Here is a 15,081-nt window from a genome sequence, read left to right as displayed (position 1 = left end):
GCGCCCGACTGACACGACGGAGAGCGAACAAATGATACAGAACATCACAACGCACGCTACGCAAACGCCGGCCTTGCAAACCGGCGTTCAACCTGCCCGTCGATACAGCGGGCTCGGCGTGCTGGCGCTGCTCGTCGCGCATTGCGTCGGCATGGTGGATCTGGTCGCGTTGCCGGTGTGGGTCGGCACGCTGATTGGCAATTACCACCTCGATCCGCAGCAAGCCGGCTCGCTGGCCACGCTGTTTCTGGCAGGTGCGGTGGCGAGCAGTGTGCTGCTGTCACCGCGCCTGAACCGCTTGCCGGCGCGCTTGATCGTACCGGCCGGTTTCGCCGTCGCGGCCGTGGCATTCATCACGGCGGTGTCGATCGATCGCTATATATTGTTGGCCGCCGTGCATCTGGTGGCTGGGCTTTCTGTTGGCGCGAGCCTGTGTGTCACGCATGGCACGATCGGGCGCAGCGCGAACCCGCACCGATTGTTCGCCTTCGCCGGTTTGTCGCTGGGATGCTTTGCCATCGTATTCCTCGGCATCACGCCCGGATTAATCGCGGCACATGGCGGCAGAACGCTTTTCGAAGTGTTTGCCTTCGTGATGGTGGTTGCCGCGCTCGTGTCCGCGCTCGGGTTTCCCGCTACCCGCTCACCCGATGCGAATGCAACAAGGAGGGAGTCGCGCCTCGATCGTGCCGTCTGGTTCGGCATGCTCGGCGTTGCCTGCATGGGACTCACGCAAGCCATGGTATTCGCCTTTCTGCAACGCATCGGCATTGATCGCGGCTTCGGCTACGCCGCCGTGGGGGGCGTACTCATCGCTTTGGGTTTCGTCAACCTGCTACCCGCACCGCTCGCGGCCTTACTCGAATCGCGCTTGCCGGGTGTACGCGTGGCGCAGTGCGGCGTACTGGCACAAGCCGTCGTCGCGTTGGTCATCACGCAGAGTAGCGCCTTTGTGCCATACGCGGCCTCGGCTTCCGTCTTCGCGGCGATCATGATCTTCACGCACACCTTCGCGTTCGGCATGCTCGCGCGTCTTGACAGAACGGGCCGCGCGGTTGCGGCCACCCCCGCGATGCTGATGACGGGTTCCGCCATCGGCCCCATTCTTGGCGGCACGCTCGTCAAGCAATTCGGCTATGGCAGTCTTGGCGCCGCGGCAGTGGTAATGGCCACCATCGCAATCCTCGCCTTCTCACCGCTGGCATCCCGAGCACGCATCGCAGGAGCTTCCGAATGAAGCCGAATCGTCGCTTTATCGACCTCTCCATTTATCTCGAAAATGACGTGTTCTCGGACCCGCCGCCGCTCGCGCCGAAGATCACCTACCAGAAGCATGCCGACACGGTCCACGAATTCATGGCGATGCTACCGGGCACGAAAGTCGAAGATTTTCCAGACGGTGAGGCCGCCGCGGCCGAGTGGGTCACGTTGACCACGCATAACGGCACGCACCTCGATGCGCCCTGGCACTTCCATTCAACGATGGATGCCCAACTCGGTGAAGCAAAGCCGTCCATCACCATCGATGAGGTTCCTCTCGAGTGGTGCTTTCAGCGCGGCGTGAAGCTCGACTTCCGAGACTTTCCGGACGGCTATGTCGCAACCGCCGCCGACGTCGAGAAAGAACTGGCAAGAATCGGCCACGAACTCGAACCGCTCGATATCGTCGTGGTGAACACACGCGCCGGATCACGTTACGGACAGCGCGACTACCTGAATGCCGGTTGTGGAATCGGCTACGAAGCAACAATGTATCTACTGGAACGCGGCGTCCGCCTCACCGGCACCGACGCCTGGAGCTGGGACGCGCCTTTTTCATACACCGCGAAGAAGATCGCCGAGACGGGTGATGTCTCTCTCATCTGGGAAGGCCATAAGGCGGGACGCGATATCGGTTATTGTCATCTCGAAAAACTGCACAACCTGGAAGCGTTGCCGCCGCATGGGTTCACGATAAGCTGTTTTCCGCACAAGATCCGCGGCGCGTCGGCCGGCTGGACGCGCGCCGTGGCGATATTCGACGAGGTGACGCCATGAGCTTGCCGCCGATCCACCGCGTTGTCACGGGTCATGACGCACAAGGTCGCGCCGTCATCGCCTCCGAGGGGCCATTGCATAGCGTTTTCAACATCACGGCCATACCCGGCACGGTATTCCATGAAGTCTGGTCGACGACAGGGACGCCCGTTTGCGTTGACAACGGGCCGGACCCGGCCGCCGGACCGCTGATGCTGCCCCCGCCCAAACAGGGCACGCGATTACGCTTTGTCGATATTCCCCCTGATACGCCGGAGTTTCTCGCGCACGGCGCGGCGAAGATGCATGCCGCGTTCAGCCAGACGGGAGATGCGACGGTATCGACGGTTCGGGGAAATTCACCGCATCCGTTGATGCATCGCACGGAGTCGGTCGACTATGGCGTCGTGATCGACGGCGAATTGACGCTGGTTCTAGACGAGGGTGAGGTGCCGCTCAAACCCGGAAGCGTCGTGATCCAGCGTGGCACGAATCACGCATGGGCCAATCGTTCGAACCGGGTGTGCCGGATGTTATTCGTGCTGGTGGATGGAACCTACGATAGCGCGATTGCCGCATCGCTCGATTTGCGGTTGGAGAAGGAAAGAAAATGAAACTTGCCTCGCTACGCCATGAGCGCGATGGTCTGTTGGTGGTCGTGTCACGCGATCTTCGTCATGCCGTGAAGGCAACAGCAATCGCCGAAACGATGCTGGATGCGTTGGAACACTGGTCCGACATCGCCCCGCGATTACAAGCACTGTACGACGCGCTGAATGAGGGTCGCGCCCCCGATGCCCGCCCATTCGACCAGAGCACATGTGCCGCCCCGTTACCTCGCAGCCCCCAGTGGTGTGACGCTTCCGCGTTTCTCAATCATGGTCGTTTGATGGAACGGGCATTCAACACACCGCCCATTCCCGATTTCGATACGGTGCCGGTGATGTACCAAGGCGCGAGCGACGATTTTCTGGGCCCGACCGACGACGTGCCCTTACCCGACGAGCGCGACGGCATCGACTTCGAAGGCGAGTTCGGTGTGATCGTCGGTCCCGTGCCGATGGGCGTATCGACAAATAGCGCGACCGCCCATATTCGCCTGCTGGTACAGATCAACGACTGGAGCCTGCGCGGATTGGGGCCACGAGAGATGAAAACCGGCTTCGGTTTTCTGCAGGCCAAGCCCTCCACGAGTTTCGCGCCCGTCGCGATCACGCCTGATGAGTTAGGCCACGCCTGGCGCGGTGGACGGGTACATCTGCCATTGCACGTGGAATGGAACGGTCGATGGTTTGGACAACCGAACGGCGGCGAAATGAACTTCCATTTTGGTGACCTCATTGCGCACGCGGCACGCACACGCCGGTTGTCCGTCGGAACGATCATCGGTTCGGGGACGGTCTCGAATGTCGATCGCGCGGCGGGGTCCGCTTGCATCGCCGAGCGTCGCGTCATCGAGATCGTCGATGAAGGACTGGCACGGACGGATTTCATGCGCTTCGGTGATCGCGTGAGAATGGTCGCGCGCGACGAGAACGGCGGAACGCCCTTCGGCGTCATCGATCAGCGTGTCGTGCAAGCATCGGTCGCCAACCAGGATCAGGTAAGAGGATGAGAGTATTGATAACCGGCGCCTGTGGTTTCGTCGGCGGCATGCTGGTCCAGCGCCTATTGAAGGAAGGCGTTTCCCGCGCCGGGGATGTGACCCAGCTTTTGCTGGTCGATCAGAACGCCGACATTCTCCCCACGGATAGGCGCCTTACTTTCATCGCAGGCGATTTCGGCATGGCGCATACGCTGGATGCGTTGCTATCGGAGCCTGTCGATATTGTCTTTCATCTGGCAAGCGTACCCGGCGCGCTTGCCGAAGCCGACCGGACCCTGGGCGATCGCGTCAATCTGCATGCGACGCTATCGCTGTTCGAACGGCTCGCGCAACAGGTACAAACCTACTCGCGCGTGGCGCGCGTGGTCTTCGCGAGCAGCGTGGCCGTCTACGGTGCGCCGATGCCATCTCGAATAGATGAGCACACCAGTCCGGCACCAACGACCAGTTATGGCGTGCATAAGCTGATCGGTGAACAGATTCTGGCGGACTGGACACGTCGCGGTAAGCTCGACGCCCGTTCGCTCCGCTTACCGGGAATCGTGGCACGACCAGGTCTGTCGACGGCGCGCGGCTCGGCCTTCATGAGCGCGATCTTTGATGCCGCACGGCACGGGCGCCCTTATACCTGCCCGGTGTCTCCGTCGGCAACGCCGTGGTGGATGTCACGCGTGTGCTGCATCGATAACCTGCTGCAGGCGGCACGCCTGCCGGCCGCGGGCCTGGCCACTCAACGCGTGTGGACACCTCCCGTGCTCCGCCTGACGGTGCAAGCCGTTGTCGATGCGTTGGCGCGGCAATGCGGTACGGCACCGATAGTCTATGCCCCTGACGAAGCGATCGAGCGGCAATTCGGCCGCCAGCCGCCGATGATCGACCGTCGCGCCGTAGCGGCTGGCTTCCTGGATGATGGCACGATCGATGCGTTGATCACGCGTGCCTTAGCAGACGCTTGAACCACGCCTGCGCATCTGGCGTCACACGACACGCAATCAATAGACCCCGGGCATGCCGGGAGGACGGCTCTTGAAGCGCCGATGAACCCAATAGTACTGTTCGGGAAAGCGCACAATCTGCGTTTCGAGAAACGCATTCATTGTCCGGGCGTCGACCGCTTCGTCGTTCGTTGGATAATTTTGAAGCGGCTCGAAGACCGTCAAGCGGTATCCTCGGTAGTCTGGGAGGACTTCCGTCACAAAGGGCACGACGCGTGCGCCGGCAAGCCGTGCGAGTCGCGATACCGACGTCAGCGTGCAGGCCGGCACGTCGAACAAGGGCGCGAACACCGAACCCGTCGGGCCGTGATCCATGTCGGCCGCCAGCATGATCGGCGTTCCTGTTCGCAGCAGCTTCACCACCTGCTTTGCACTGGTGCTGCGCTCGATCATGGCCGCGCCAAAGCGACCACGCTGGCGTTTCGCCATTGCGCACACACGTGCATTGGACATCCGGGTGTACAACGCAGCCACAGGCTGCCTGGATGAATACAGCATGCACCCTACTTCGATCGCGACAAAATGAAAACCCATGAAAATCGTGGGTTGGGCGTGGGGTGCGTCGAGGTCGATGCGGCTGTCCATCTCAACCAGACGATTGATCTTGCGAGCGCTGCCAAACCACTGGAATCCGCGCTCCAGAAAGCTGCGCACCACGTGCCGGAAATGCGCCAGCGCCAAGGTCTCCCGTTCGGGTTCCGTCTTGAGTGGAAAACACAGACGCAGATTGGTGAGAACAATATCCTTGCGTCGGCTCGGAATGCGATACAGCAGGCCGCCCAATGCGCTTCCGGCACGGGCAACCACCTCATAGGGCAGGACGGCGAGGACACGCAGCAGACCTACCGTCAGCCAATACCCCAGACTTTTCATAGATGCTTCCAGCTAAATGCTTGCTCGCACAATTAACTCCACGGAAGTCGCCGTGGATCGGTTTTTTTTCGGGTGGAAGATCGGACTGGGTGATGACCGCAGTGATAGCGATGCGATCAGAGGTACGGCGCCACGGACCGGGCGAAGGCTACCATGTATATTCTTGAGATTCTAGAGAACACACGTTAGCACGAGCAGGTGTCGCATTAGCACATATTTTCGTGTTACGTATTCGGTCAGAAATACCATTCCGAAATGGAACGTCGCGATGATGCAGACTATTACCTTAGTCCGGCATTAAAAGCGGCTAAAGCTGTCTTATTTCGCCTGGATGCGAAAGCGTGGGCAAGCCGCTGGCATGTTGCCAAAACAGCGATGGGAGAGGGGAAAGCGCCAAGCGTGTTACTCAATCCCTTGAGATGGGCTGCTTCACGGCACGGGCGCGCGTGCGAATCAAGGCACTGATGACGGTCCGCGTACCGTTCGTACGCGACTCAAATACGTAATATAGCGCCGCTGCCCACACCAGCGCGCCAACGATGCCGACACCAAATTTGGCGAATGACGCCATCGACACGGGTGCAAGCACCCACGGCGTGCTGACGAGCGCGCAAAGCAAAATCAGAAAAGGCAAATGCGTGAGGTAGAGCGTGTACGAAATATTCGAAGACCAACGGGCGGCCGTCCCGTAAAGAGAAGGCGTGGTTGGCGTGGTTTGACAGATGATCGTATAGACCAACGCGCTCACCAGCACCGCAATCATCAATTCCGCGACATAAAGCGGTAGATCGAATTTTTTTGCGCAGACGAAGACCATGCAAAACGCAGCGGTGGCAATGATCACGGCACCATTCGCACATCGAGCAGGAATGCGTCGCGGCACGATCGAAAGCGTTGCGCCAAGTAGCCATGTGAGAAACAAGACGGACGCGTGCAGGCCTATCATCCAGATGATCAACGCGGCGCCTGTCCCGTAGGCGACGCGCAGAAGAATATTGCGTTCATATCGGAGAACGAGCATTCCCAGCGGAAATAAGACGTAATACCAGAACTCGTTAGACAAGCTCCAGAGCGTCGCGTTCGTCCCTACGGTTGGTACCAAAATAGTCTGCAGGAAAACGATATTGCCCAGGATGATCGGGACGCTTTGAATCTGGCTGAAGAGGACAGGCAGTACATAGACTTGCCCGACGGGTGCTGTGTAAATGCTGCCGCCATGCGCCAAGAACCGGAAGCCGATGTTATCGATGACTATACCGATGAAGACCGCGGGAATCAGTACGATCAACAACCGAACCAATCGCTTGACGAGATAGTCAAGCCAATTCCACGTACGAGCCTTCATATCTCTCAGCACGCTACCACCGACGAGATAGCCACTCAGGACAAAAAAGACCATGACGGCTTCATCGCCAATCGTCAGTTGCCCCGTTTCGGTATTTCCTGTCATGCTGACAAAAAACAAGCTACGTGCATGCCCGATAACGACGATCAAGGCCGCGGCGCCACGCATCGCGTCGATGTGTACACCGGCCCATGTCGCACGATTTTCGCCAAGCGCGGCATTCAACAATGTTCCCCGTTGCGCTTCATTTTTCACCTCTTCAGGGCATTACGTGAACAGCGTCGGCCAGGGCTCCCAAAATCAGACGCCGAGATATCTTGAAATACTAAATAACCGGCTAGCACGTCTCGACGACGCAGCATATTCGGTCGTATTACGGCGTTTCTCAAAAATACGCTTCTGGTAATAAAGGTGCTGGCGGGTTACCCAGGCGTGGATGCGGGCAAAAGCGCGAAACGCTTGTTTTAGGTTACCAAAGGATGAGCGTACTCGCTGACAGGCCAGCTTATGGAGGGTGGTATCAAAAAGATGCGTGTCGAATACGCAGTTTTTGCCGATTCAGGCCTCTACGTAGTAACACCGGTTCTTTATAAGTGGCATTTTATGCTAACTTCAGACATTCCAATGGAACGCAAAAGTGGTAATTTAAAGCCACTACTGTTCCAGGATGGAAACTCTGGGGAGCGGGACGTGCGCGATATCGATTTGAAGACCCTACGGCTGTTTGTTGCTGTATGCGACCACGGCAACATCAAACGAGCAGCCGAAGAGGAGCACATCGAGCCGTCGGCGATTAGCAAACGTATTGCTCATCTTGAGGCGGACCTCGGGGTGCCTTTGTTGGCACGTTCACGTCGCGGCGTCGAACCCACGCCTGCAGGCGTGGCACTTGTGGAGCATGGGCGCAATGTGCTTTTCACGCTGGAAAGGATAGGAAGCGACGTGGCGGTTTTTGGAGACGGCCTGCGTGGACGGGTAAGCGTATGTGCTTCGGTCTCCGCAATCGCTGAGACCCTCCTGGATGACATCGCCTCGTTCATGGGCGAATCCGCCAACAAGAACATCCGCGTGGATATTGAAGAGCGTTTGTCCACCGACTTGGTCCGACAACTGCGGGAGGGAACGGCAAGCGTCGGGGTTTGCTGGGACAACGTCGACCTGCAAGGCCTCGAACATAGGCCGTATCGAAGTGACAAATTAGCGCTTGCTGTACATCCGGCACACCCTTTGGCCAACCAGAAAAAGCTCAGCTTCAGCCAGACCTTGGACTACGAGCATGTCGGCTTGTTACCGTCGACCGCTGTCCACACCATGCTTCGGCGCGCAGCGGCGAGCGCGGGAAAGACATTGTCGTACCGCGTGATTGTTTCGAATTTCGACGCGGCATTCCGTGTGGTTGCCTCTGGACTTGGAATCAGCGTTATCCCTGTTGAAGTCGCGACAACATACCAGTCCGTGTTCAAAGTGAAGATCATTCCCCTCACCGACACATGGACGAAGCGCAACTTTGTCGTGTGCTTCAAGCAGTTCAACTTTCTACAAGCTCCGGCGAAAGCGTTGGTCGAGCACTTAACAAGGCGTGCTGAAAAAGCATAGGCGAGCCGGCTATATCAATGAACGCCTTTGACCGGCCCAGTGAAAACGCAAAGCCATGCATTTCCGTAAAAGTGCCTGACTAGAGCGGAACCGCGGACAATACGGTGGCGCGACACTCTCCAAGTCCGATGCGACGATACCCGTCGCGCCGGCATTGCGCTCGAAAAATCACCGTGTCACCATCCTCAAGCCATGCGCGCTGCTCTCCGTTACCCAGGACAACCGGGCGGCTGCCGTTCATGGTAAGTTCCAGGAGTGAGCCAGCCTGGGACGTCGCTTTTCCGGAAAGCGTGCCCGATCCCAACAGATCGCCAGTGGACAGATTGCAGCCGTTAATCGTGTGATGCGACACAAGTTGGGCGACGGTCCAGTACGCATCGGTGGCGTTCGACCGCGTGAGAAGCTCAGCAGGCTGACCCGACTTGGCCATCACCGATGTCTGAATCCAGACTTCCAGTTCAATATCGATCGCTCCCATCTTTTTGTTCTTTTCTGAATCGAGGTAAGGAAGCGGTTGCGGATCATCTGAAGGACGCACTTGCGGCGCCCGAAACGGCGCGAGGGCATCGAGCGAGACAATCCAGGGCGATATCGTACTCGCGAAACTTTTTGAGAGAAAAGGCCCCAATGGCTGGTATTCCCACGCCTGAATATCGCGCGCGCTCCAATCATTGAAAAGCGCGACACCAAAAATATGCTCTTCAGCCATTTCCATCGAAATGCGCGTACCGACCTCATTGCCAAGCGAAATGAAAAACCCCAGTTCGAGTTCGTAATCAAGCTTCTTCGTCGGACCAATCTCGGGAATTGTGCTCCCCATCGTGATCGATTGCCCAACAGGTCGATGGAATGAATGACCACTCGCTGAAATCGATGACGCGCGACCGTGATACGCAATCGGCACCCACTTGTAATTCGGCATTAAGGGACTATCCGGCCGAAACATCTTTCCAACTGTCGTAGCGTGATGAATGCTGGTATAAAAATCGGTGTAGTCGCGGATTTCACACGGCAAGCCAACCTCGACTTCGGCCTGAGGCACCAACGCCGCTTTCAGCTCAGCCGCTCGCGGACCGCCATAAGCGAGGTCGCGAGACAGTTCCTGTCGCAACGCGGTGCGCGCATGCGAAGGCAGGCTCATCACCCGCTTCATATCGGCATCCGGAGCCTTGTATGCAAGATCGAGAATCTGGTCTCCGATGGCCACGCCAACGCGCCATGGCGCAGTCGACGTGCTTCTAAAGCGACCAAAAGGTAAATTCTGTATCGGAAAGTCCGTATCCGGGCTGTTTGCACTTTCTACCCAACTTTTCAACTCGGGGTCGTGGGTAAAATCGATCGCCACCGTAGTCATGACCGGTCCGCCTCAAAATATTTGTTTAGTCCTTGCCAGCACTGGAAATAATCCCGCTGTAATTGCGCACTCTCCATGGCGTACCTGGTTGGATGCCATACGAGACGGCTCTCGAACATGAAGGCCATGGTGTCCGTGATGATGTCTGGTTTGGAGAGGTCGGCGCGGCTGGCCCTCTCGAATGTACCTGCGTCCGGCCCGTGACCGGTCATGCTGTTATGCAGGCTCGCCCCTCCGGGCGCGAAACCACCGGTTTTTCCGTCATAGGCCCCATGAACAAGGCCCATGAACTCACTGGCGACGTTACGGTGGAACCACGGTGGCCGAAAGGTGTCTTGCATTGCGAGTACGCGGGGCGGAAATATCACGAAGTCAATGTTGCTGACGCCGGGCGTATCCGACGCGCTATGCAAAACCAAGAAAATGGATGGGTCAGGATGATCGAAGCTGATCGAACCAATCGCATTGAATCGCCGAAGATCGTATTTATATGGCGCGTAGTTGCCGTGCCACGCGGCGACATCAAGCGGTGAATGCTTCATTTGCGCGCACCACATGCCCCCCATGAACTTTGCGATAAGTTGATGAGGTGTATCCTTGTCCTCGAAAGCAGCAACCGGCGTGAGAAAATCTCGCGGATTCGCCAGACCATTTGATCCAATCGGGCCCAGATCCGGCAAACGCAAATTGGCACCGTAATTTTCACAAATATAGCCACGCGCCGGGCCTTCAGGAAGCTCGAGCCGGAAACGTACCCCCCGCGGTATCACGACGATTTCCTGCGGGGTCGCCTCGATGATTCCAAACTCCGTAACGAAGCGATGCACCCCCTCTTGCGGCACCACGAGCATCTCGCCATCAGCGTTATAAAACACACGATCCCACATCGACTGATTGGCGGCGTAAAGATGCACCGCCGCACCACTCTGTGACCGCGGGCTCCCGTGTCCAGCCATGGTCACAATCCCATCGATAAAGTCGGTTTCGGTTGCGGGCGCAGGAAGTGCATTCCATCGAAGCTGATTCGGCGAAACCGGAACCTCGTCAAACGAACTGATGATGCGAGGCGCGGCGATTTTCTCGAACGGCTCATGCATGGCAGACGGGCGAATCCGGTAAAGCCAGGATCGCCGATTCTCAGCGCGAGGCGCCGTGAATGCCGTACCCGAAAGTTGCTCGGCATACAGTCCATATGGGCATCGCTGCGGCGAGTTACGCCCGACCGGTAACGCGCCTGCCAACGCTTCGGACGAGAAGGTGTTTCCAAACCCAGATAGATATTCGGTCATGCGAATCTCCACACGCACATCATTTATTCAGCTCTTCGAGACTTAACCCATTCGTCTTTGGACCAAACACGCCAATCGCCATGACCACCGTAAGCATGCAGGCGGTAATTCCAGTAAATACGCCCGGCACACCAAAATCTCTTAAAAGAAACGCGATAATAAATCCAGACATCATCGCGCCAAGGCGGCTCGCAGAGTAGGCGATGCCGTTCGCCCTGCAACGCACGGCGGTAGGAAACAGTTCCGACTGGTAGGCGTGGTAACACACTGAGATGGTTTGTCCCGCGAGACTAATCAGGATACCGAGAATGATGAGAACAGAGGCGGATTTTACTTGTCCGAACAGGATACCGAACACGATGACCGCCAGTGCCCCACCAACGATCAGATACTTACGCTGGATCTTGTCAGCGTATAGCATGGCAAGTAACGGCCCAATTGGCATCGCAAAGGCGATGACGAACGAGTAAAGCAGACTCTTTGTCACCGTGATTCCCTGACCGATGAGAAGTGTCGGAACCCAATTCGCAAATCCGTAGTATCCGGTGGCCTGACAAAAGTTGAAGACGATGAGCATGGTTAAACGCGAGCGATAAGGCGGCTGCCAAAGTTCGGCAATCGATGCGCGGCGCTGAACAGGCAGATCGATAATCGGCAAAGGCGCCGGCAGTGGTTTGCCCGATCGACGTTCAACAATGGCTTCGATCTTTCGGAGCACGGCCTCGCCTTTCGCCACATCGCCATGCATTGCAAGCCATCGGGGGCTTTCGGGAAGCGCAAGGCGAACGAGCCAGACGATTACCGCACCTGCAGCCCCTGCGAGCACGACCACACGCCAGCCATCGACGCCGAATACTGTCGTCGGCACAAGCCAGTAAGAAAGAATCGCTGCGACGGGAGCGGCGGCAAACATGACGAGTTGGTTGAAGGCCATTGCACGCCCACGCATATGCCGCGGGACCAGTTCGGTAACGTAGCTATCGATTGTGATGATTTCGACACCTACGCCAATTCCAGTGATAAAACGCCAGAGAATCACGCCTTCAGGTGTTGTCTGAAAGGCCATGATCACCGACCCTATCGAATACCAAAGCAAGGAGATCGTGAAAATCGGGCGACGACCGTAACGATCCGGTATCCAGCCGAATCCAAATGTGCCAACAAAGAGGCCCGCGAAAGTTGCAGCGATGAACCCGGCGATACCACTAAGGCCAAAGAAGGCGTGGGTCGTTGTTTGCAGCAACTCGCTTTTCGCCATTCCCGGGGCAATATAGGCCGTGAAAATAAGGTCGTAGACCTCAAAGAAGCCACCTAGCGAGATCAAGAAAACAAGTACGCAGAGATGCCGTGTGATTGGCAATCGATCCATTCGGGCTGAGATCTCAGCGCCGGGTGTAGGCCCGACATTGACATGCGTCGGAGCAAGCGGGTGCGAATCCGCCGTAACGGTAGGCTGCATATGTTTGTCTCCTGAACACAGCTACGGAATGACGGGTTTTATGAGTGTTTTTTTCCGTCGGTCGTAATGGCGGGCCAATCGTGATTCCGGCGCCCCTGCTTTCGCTTATTTCTGTCCGACAACACCTCGTCGAATCTGGTCCCGTTCGATTGACTGAAACAGCGCCTTGAAGTTGCCCTCGCCGAACCCGTCGTCCCCCTTGCGCTGAATAAATTCAAAGAAAACGGGACCAAGTAGTGTGTCGGAAAAGATCTGCAGCAAAAGGCGCGGCTGTTCGCCCTCGGTACTGCCGTCAAGCAAAATGCCGCGCGTCTGCAACTCCGAGACGGGCTGGCCATGCCCCGGCAACCGCTCTTCGAGCATCTCGTAGTAGGTGTCGCTCGGCGCGTTCATCAGAGGAACGCCCGCCAGCGCAAGCTTGTCGATGGTCGTGAGCAGGTCGTCGGAGAGCAAGGCAACGTGTTGGATGCCTTCACCATTGAACTTCATCAGAAATTCTTCTATCTGCCCCGAGCCCTTTGACGACTCCTCGTTCAGTGGAATCCGAATTTTCCCATCGGGCGCAGTCATCGCCTTGGAGGTCAACCCGGTGTATTCGCCGGATATGTCGAAATAGCGAATTTCACGGAAATTGAAAAGCTTCTCGTAAAAGCCTGCCCAGAATGCCATGCGGCCGCGGTAAACGTTGTGCGTAAGATGGTCGACCAACTTGAGGCCATAGCCAACCGGTCGGCGATCTACGCCGTCGAGAAACGTGAAGTCGATGTCATATATTGACTCGCCATCCTTGAAGCGGTCGATGAGATAGAGTGGCGCCCCGCCGATGCCCTTGATCGCCGGCAAACGGAGCTCCATTGGCCCGGTAGGCATGTCGAGTGGCTGTGCGCCAAGAGCAAGTGCACGCGCGTAAGCAGCATGCGCATCCTTGACGCGGAATGCCAGTCCGCACGCGGAGGGGCCGTGTTCCGCCGCGAAGTAAGCCGCCGGACTTTTCGGGTCGCGATTGACGACAAAGTTGATGTCGCCCTGACGATACAATACGACGTCCTTCGAGCGATGCTGTGCAACCAACGTAAAGCCCAGCTTCTCGAATATTGGCTCCAGCGTATTCGGTGTGGGCGACGCAAATTCAACGAACTCGAATCCCGTCAAGCCCATTGGATTTTCAAACAGATCTGCCATTTACATGCTCCTAAATAAAGCGGCAGGATTCAGCCCGCCTGATTCGGTTCACATCAATCAAGTGCTTTTTCAGCGATTAATCCCATGCATTACTAATAAGATAGGCAATTTTCTCATCAGTGAGTTCGCGCACGACTTCCACCATCACTTGCGGGACAGCCCGAGTCGGGTGGGTCGATTGCGACTTCTCGCCGCAAATGCGGGAGAGGCTCATACACTCAATTTCTTCGTGAGGCGAGAGAGCACTTCCTGCGTATGCTCTCCGACACGCGCCAAGGCCTGTCGTACGCCAGGTCGTCGCCCCCCCATCGTCAATGGCAGCAGCACGACCTCAGTCATGCTGCCATCTTCGGCTTCCATCGGAACGAGGCCTCCGCTTGCTTTCAGATGTGGGTCGTCAAGCAATTGCTCGGGCCGCACGATCGGTGCATAGGGAATACCCGCCGCCTCGAGTCTCGGAGATAGGTCTTCGCTACGATGGTGCTTGAGGATGTTTCCCAACCGCTCGAGAAGTTGCGGCCGAACCGCCACGCGCAACGCGTTCGTGGTGAAGTCGGGTTGGAGTGGAAGATCCGGACATTCGAGAATATCGCACAAGGTGATGAACTGCTTGTCGCTCACGGCGCCGATAAAAATCTGCTCACCATTGGCGAGCGTGAAGACATCGTAGACGCTCCAGGCTGATACGCGCGATGGCATTGGCGGCGGCGCCTCTCTCGTCATCGCGTATTGCTGCATATGCTGTCCGGATAGGAACACGCAATTTTCAAAGAGCGCGCTCTGTATCTCCTGCCCGCGATGTGTGCTATCGCGCTCACGCAGTGCCGCAAGCACACCGATTGCCCCGAACATCCCGCCCATGATGTCGTTCACGGAGGTGCCTGCGCGCAATGGCCGTCCAACAGGTCCTGTCATATACGAAAGCCCTCCCATCATCTGCACGACCTCGTCGAGCGCGAGGCGCTTTTCATAGGGGCCAGGCAGAAAACCCTTGTGCGACACATAAATCAGGCCGGGATAACGTTTTGAGAGCGTTTCGTAGTCGAGCCCGAGTTTCAGCATCAGTCCCGGACGAAAATTCTCGAGCATCACGTCGCACGTGCCAATGAGTTCTACCGCCGACGCGTGCCCCTCCGGCGTGTTGATGTCAAGTACGACGCTTTTCTTGTTTCGGTTGAATGAGCGGAAAAAGCCAATACCAAGGCCGGGCAGCTTGCGGGTCTTATCGCCACCGGGCGGCTCGATCTTGATGACTTCCGCGCCGAGGTCGGCGAGGATCATGCCGCACGTCGGTCCCATGACCATGTGTGTAAATTCAATGACGCGGACGCCATCAAGGGGAAGTTTCGTGTTGGTGCTCATCATG

Annotated in this window: 14 protein-coding genes; 6 read left to right on the top strand and 8 right to left on the bottom strand. The window is 57.4% G+C overall.

From position 1 onward, the window contains the following. Nucleotides 1–31 precede the first annotated feature (31 nt). From SJQ66_RS15215 to SJQ66_RS15195, 5 genes are read left to right on the top strand one after another with little or no spacing between them, the layout of a single operon-like run. On the top strand, nucleotides 32–1,237 hold the full coding sequence (locus SJQ66_RS15215; RefSeq protein ID WP_407691535.1) for an MFS transporter: 1,206 nt from the start codon (nucleotides 32–34) through the stop codon (nucleotides 1,235–1,237). After that, the gene (locus tag SJQ66_RS15210; RefSeq protein ID WP_320534972.1) at nucleotides 1,234–2,037 is read left to right on the top strand and encodes a cyclase family protein; all 804 of its coding nucleotides are present in this window, start codon (nucleotides 1,234–1,236) and stop codon (nucleotides 2,035–2,037) included. Before SJQ66_RS15215 ends, SJQ66_RS15210 begins: the two co-directional genes overlap by 4 nt. Next, the gene (locus SJQ66_RS15205) at nucleotides 2,034–2,630 is read left to right on the top strand and encodes a cupin domain-containing protein (RefSeq protein ID WP_024903556.1); all 597 of its coding nucleotides are present in this window, start codon (nucleotides 2,034–2,036) and stop codon (nucleotides 2,628–2,630) included. Before SJQ66_RS15210 ends, SJQ66_RS15205 begins: the two co-directional genes overlap by 4 nt. After that, nucleotides 2,627–3,631 (top strand): fumarylacetoacetate hydrolase family protein, encoded by a 1,005-nt coding sequence (locus SJQ66_RS15200; protein ID WP_024903557.1) that lies wholly within the window; start codon nucleotides 2,627–2,629, stop codon nucleotides 3,629–3,631. The genes SJQ66_RS15205 and SJQ66_RS15200 overlap by 4 nt, the downstream gene beginning before the upstream one ends. After that, a complete protein-coding gene (locus tag SJQ66_RS15195) occupies nucleotides 3,628–4,578 on the top strand; it encodes an NAD-dependent epimerase/dehydratase family protein (protein WP_024903558.1) in 951 nt (316 codons plus the stop codon). Before SJQ66_RS15200 ends, SJQ66_RS15195 begins: the two co-directional genes overlap by 4 nt. A gap of 36 nt (nucleotides 4,579–4,614) precedes the next feature. On the opposite strand, the gene SJQ66_RS15190 is transcribed toward SJQ66_RS15195, so the two are convergent. Beyond that, on the bottom strand, nucleotides 4,615–5,490 hold the full coding sequence (locus SJQ66_RS15190; protein ID WP_024903559.1) for a lipid A biosynthesis lauroyl acyltransferase: 876 nt from the start codon (nucleotides 5,488–5,490) through the stop codon (nucleotides 4,615–4,617). Between the two features lie 406 nt (nucleotides 5,491–5,896). Beyond that, nucleotides 5,897–7,090 carry an acyltransferase family protein gene (locus SJQ66_RS15185; RefSeq protein WP_024903560.1) on the bottom strand — a complete coding sequence of 398 codons (1,194 nt, stop codon included), beginning with the start codon at nucleotides 7,088–7,090 and terminating at the stop codon, nucleotides 5,897–5,899. Nucleotides 7,091–7,525: 435 nt separating this feature from the next. Between SJQ66_RS15185 and SJQ66_RS15180 the strand changes: the two genes are divergently transcribed. After that, nucleotides 7,526–8,431: a LysR family transcriptional regulator gene (locus SJQ66_RS15180; protein ID WP_024903561.1), complete on the top strand. Its 906-nt coding sequence runs from the start codon at nucleotides 7,526–7,528 to the stop codon at nucleotides 8,429–8,431. Between the two features lie 79 nt (nucleotides 8,432–8,510). Here SJQ66_RS15180 and fahA read toward each other — a convergent pair whose 3' ends face one another. The 6 genes from fahA to SJQ66_RS15150 form a co-directional block, all read right to left on the bottom strand. Further along, complete coding sequence (gene fahA / locus SJQ66_RS15175) at nucleotides 8,511–9,785, bottom strand: fumarylacetoacetase (protein ID WP_024903562.1); 1,275 nt, start codon at nucleotides 9,783–9,785, stop codon at nucleotides 8,511–8,513. Continuing rightward, entirely contained in the window at nucleotides 9,782–11,074 is a 1,293-nt protein-coding gene (hmgA, locus tag SJQ66_RS15170; protein WP_320534971.1) for a homogentisate 1,2-dioxygenase, read from the bottom strand. The genes fahA and hmgA overlap by 4 nt, the downstream gene beginning before the upstream one ends. Before the next feature lie 19 nt (nucleotides 11,075–11,093). Next, nucleotides 11,094–12,533, bottom strand: a complete 1,440-nt coding sequence (locus SJQ66_RS15165) for an MFS transporter (protein ID WP_320534970.1) — start codon at nucleotides 12,531–12,533, stop codon at nucleotides 11,094–11,096. A 105-nt stretch (nucleotides 12,534–12,638) separates the two neighbouring features. Continuing rightward, nucleotides 12,639–13,715: a 4-hydroxyphenylpyruvate dioxygenase gene (gene hppD, locus SJQ66_RS15160; protein WP_024903565.1), complete on the bottom strand. Its 1,077-nt coding sequence runs from the start codon at nucleotides 13,713–13,715 to the stop codon at nucleotides 12,639–12,641. A gap of 76 nt (nucleotides 13,716–13,791) precedes the next feature. Beyond that, entirely contained in the window at nucleotides 13,792–13,929 is a 138-nt protein-coding gene (locus tag SJQ66_RS15155) for a hypothetical protein (protein ID WP_320534969.1), read from the bottom strand. Beyond that, complete coding sequence (locus SJQ66_RS15150; RefSeq protein ID WP_046152327.1) at nucleotides 13,926–15,077, bottom strand: CaiB/BaiF CoA transferase family protein; 1,152 nt, start codon at nucleotides 15,075–15,077, stop codon at nucleotides 13,926–13,928. The genes SJQ66_RS15155 and SJQ66_RS15150 overlap by 4 nt, the downstream gene beginning before the upstream one ends. Nucleotides 15,078–15,081 lie beyond the last annotated feature (4 nt).

It is taken from the genome of Robbsia andropogonis (assembly GCF_034047095.1).
GTDB classification, from domain to species: Bacteria; Pseudomonadota; Gammaproteobacteria; order Burkholderiales; family Burkholderiaceae; genus Robbsia; species Robbsia andropogonis.
Note: the sequence above shows the minus strand (reverse complement) of the source record. Positions and strands in the feature narration are given on the sequence as shown.

Excerpts from the sequence above, each read along its gene's own strand:
- SJQ66_RS15215 (WP_407691535.1), top strand. The coding sequence starts at position 32 with ATGATACAGAACATCACAACGCACGCTACGCAAACGCCGGCCTTGCAA.
- SJQ66_RS15210 (WP_320534972.1), top strand. The coding sequence starts at position 1,234 with ATGAAGCCGAATCGTCGCTTTATCGACCTCTCCATTTATCTCGAAAAT.
- SJQ66_RS15205 (WP_024903556.1), top strand. The coding sequence starts at position 2,034 with ATGAGCTTGCCGCCGATCCACCGCGTTGTCACGGGTCATGACGCACAA.
- SJQ66_RS15200 (WP_024903557.1), top strand. The coding sequence starts at position 2,627 with ATGAAACTTGCCTCGCTACGCCATGAGCGCGATGGTCTGTTGGTGGTC.
- SJQ66_RS15195 (WP_024903558.1), top strand. The coding sequence starts at position 3,628 with ATGAGAGTATTGATAACCGGCGCCTGTGGTTTCGTCGGCGGCATGCTG.
- SJQ66_RS15190 (WP_024903559.1), bottom strand. The coding sequence starts at position 5,490 with ATGAAAAGTCTGGGGTATTGGCTGACGGTAGGTCTGCTGCGTGTCCTC.
- fahA (WP_024903562.1), bottom strand. The coding sequence starts at position 9,785 with ATGACTACGGTGGCGATCGATTTTACCCACGACCCCGAGTTGAAAAGT.
- hmgA (WP_320534971.1), bottom strand. The coding sequence starts at position 11,074 with ATGACCGAATATCTATCTGGGTTTGGAAACACCTTCTCGTCCGAAGCG.
- SJQ66_RS15165 (WP_320534970.1), bottom strand. The coding sequence starts at position 12,533 with ATGCAGCCTACCGTTACGGCGGATTCGCACCCGCTTGCTCCGACGCAT.
- hppD (WP_024903565.1), bottom strand. The coding sequence starts at position 13,715 with ATGGCAGATCTGTTTGAAAATCCAATGGGCTTGACGGGATTCGAGTTC.
- SJQ66_RS15155 (WP_320534969.1), bottom strand. The coding sequence starts at position 13,929 with ATGAGCCTCTCCCGCATTTGCGGCGAGAAGTCGCAATCGACCCACCCG.
- SJQ66_RS15150 (WP_046152327.1), bottom strand. The coding sequence starts at position 15,077 with ATGAGCACCAACACGAAACTTCCCCTTGATGGCGTCCGCGTCATTGAA.